This window comes from Peptoniphilus indolicus ATCC 29427, assembly GCF_000227315.1.
Lineage (GTDB): Bacteria > Bacillota > Clostridia > Tissierellales > Peptoniphilaceae > Peptoniphilus > Peptoniphilus indolicus.
The window spans coordinates 1-1,969 of record NZ_JH165092.1 but is presented as its reverse complement, the minus strand read 5'-3'; the positions used below and the strand labels follow the sequence as shown (position 1 = coordinate 1,969).

Genomic DNA, 1,969 nt, shown 5'->3' with positions numbered 1-1,969 from the left:
GAAACTAATATAATTAATGATTCATCTTTTTTAAACAATGTTATTACATATGGATTACAGGCCGGATTAAAATATACTTATTAGAAAAAATCAAAATATGTGAACATTATAAAAGCTACTGATCTAATAAAACAGTAGCTCCTCTTCACCAATATTTAAAAATTCAATTACTCTTTCCAATTCTTACAAACATCAACCCATTTAACATAATTAGAATACTTTTCCAATTGATCTATATTTACCTTCACTGTATTATGGGCATCTCCCCCACCGGTGTAAACTATGTCAAATCTTTTTAAAGATTCGTCCAAGTACACCTTCACATTGTCTTTTAACCCAAAAGGACATATTCCACCAGGCAAGTGCCCTGTCAATCTTTCAACCTCTTCGAAAGAAGCCATCTTAGCTTTTGAGTTGAACTTAGCCTTGTATTTTGGATTATCTATCTTTGCATCTCCACTTGTAACTATTAATACAGTTTCATCTCCAATTACAAAAGACATTGTCTTTGCAATTTGCTTTGGTTCACAGCCAAGTAAACTCGCAGCATTTTCTACAGTGTCAGATATTACATCACTATGTAAAACTAAATCTTCTAAACCATCTTTCTTAAATACTTCTCTTACACTTTCTACAGACATAATTCCCCTACTAACATAAAATATTTTCTACTTTAAGTTTATCATTTTAAATTTGAATTTAATATATAATTTCTAATTTTATTTGCTATTAATTTCTAAAAATATTATCTTATTAATTCAACAATGCTCTTATTAGTTATTTTCTTCATCGCAAAGTAATATATTATATAACTGAATGAAATAATAATTATAACTATTAGAAAAATTATCATAAAAGGAAAAATAGAAATATATTTTTTGATACTTATATATGGAATGGTTGTTAATAATGATCCAAATAAAGCATTAGCTATTAGCGTAGCAATAAATACTGACTTTATAATATTTTTTTTCATATCTTTCAGCAAGTTTTTTTCTAAATCAACAACATACATCCCATTACTTAATAAAACCCCTATTTCCTTTTCTCTGTTGAAAAATGATAAATTTGTTGAGGCATATGAATTTGCTATATTTAAAAATACAACCGAAACAATAGATAATACTCCTATAAAATATACACTCTGCTCATTAAGTTTATTTAATTTCATCTGCTGTATTTTATTATTTACAATGTACTTCTCATCGTTTAATACAGTATTTTCCATAATATCTTCTATTCTCTTAGAATACTCTTCTATATTTTTATCACTAAATTTCATATTTAATTCATAGTATATTCTAGGAAATTCTATGCCCTTTTCTACAAAAGCTTGTTCTGATTTCTTTATAATTTTTTGAAAATTTTCGATTGAAGTTACTAAACACACTTGATACAAATTAATATTTTCACTATCTTCAACAAATGTATTTAGTTTTTTATTTATCTCTATTTCTTGTTCAGCCATATTGCTTAATGGCCTTAAATAAAGGCTATCAACATTATTATCAATATAAGGAATAAATTTTGCGTCTGCATAAAAAGTTTTTGGATTTTCTTGTACCAAGTTTACCAATACAACATCTGATGCATTTTCACTAATTTTTGAAAATCTTTCATTATCTATTCCGATTAAAGTACCATCGACTAAATTATCTTCTGAATAATAAAATAATCCATCAAATCCTTTTGCATAACCTATTTTTTAAACTCATTGCTATAGTCCAACTTATTCGTATTAACATAGTAATTTTTAACTAAAGTTACCATAGTTTTTTTAGTAGGAAATTCATTTATAATATCATCAAAAATCTTTGGATATTCGTTGTTTTTAGTACTGTATCTCAATAAGAAGTTGAAATCTCTTTCATCTTTATTTCTTAATTCATTATAAGTATTTAATGTGCTTGTATTGATTAAAAATATTACTAATATAAGTCCAACAGTCATAATAATAAAAGCTGGTCTA

3 protein-coding genes are annotated in these 1,969 nt (G+C 25.7%); all 3 read right to left on the bottom strand.

The features are described from left to right. Nucleotides 1-167 precede the first annotated feature (167 nt). Nucleotides 168-641: a YbaK/EbsC family protein gene (locus tag HMPREF9129_RS10025; RefSeq protein WP_004823351.1), complete on the bottom strand. Its 474-nt coding sequence runs from the start codon at nucleotides 639-641 to the stop codon at nucleotides 168-170. A 104-nt stretch (nucleotides 642-745) separates the two neighbouring features. Next, nucleotides 746-1,468, bottom strand: a complete 723-nt coding sequence (locus tag HMPREF9129_RS10020) for a hypothetical protein (protein WP_169311352.1) — start codon at nucleotides 1,466-1,468, stop codon at nucleotides 746-748. Nucleotides 1,469-1,698: 230 nt separating this feature from the next. Then, on the bottom strand, nucleotides 1,699-1,969 hold a 271-nt coding region (locus tag HMPREF9129_RS11805; protein WP_004823346.1), incomplete at its 5' end, for a hypothetical protein.

Bases quoted from the DNA above. Each gene is read 5' to 3' on its own strand.
- HMPREF9129_RS10020 (WP_169311352.1), bottom strand. From the start codon at position 1,468: ATGGCTGAACAAGAAATAGAGATAAATAAAAAACTAAATACATTTGTT.
- HMPREF9129_RS10025 (WP_004823351.1), bottom strand. From the start codon at position 641: ATGTCTGTAGAAAGTGTAAGAGAAGTATTTAAGAAAGATGGTTTAGAA.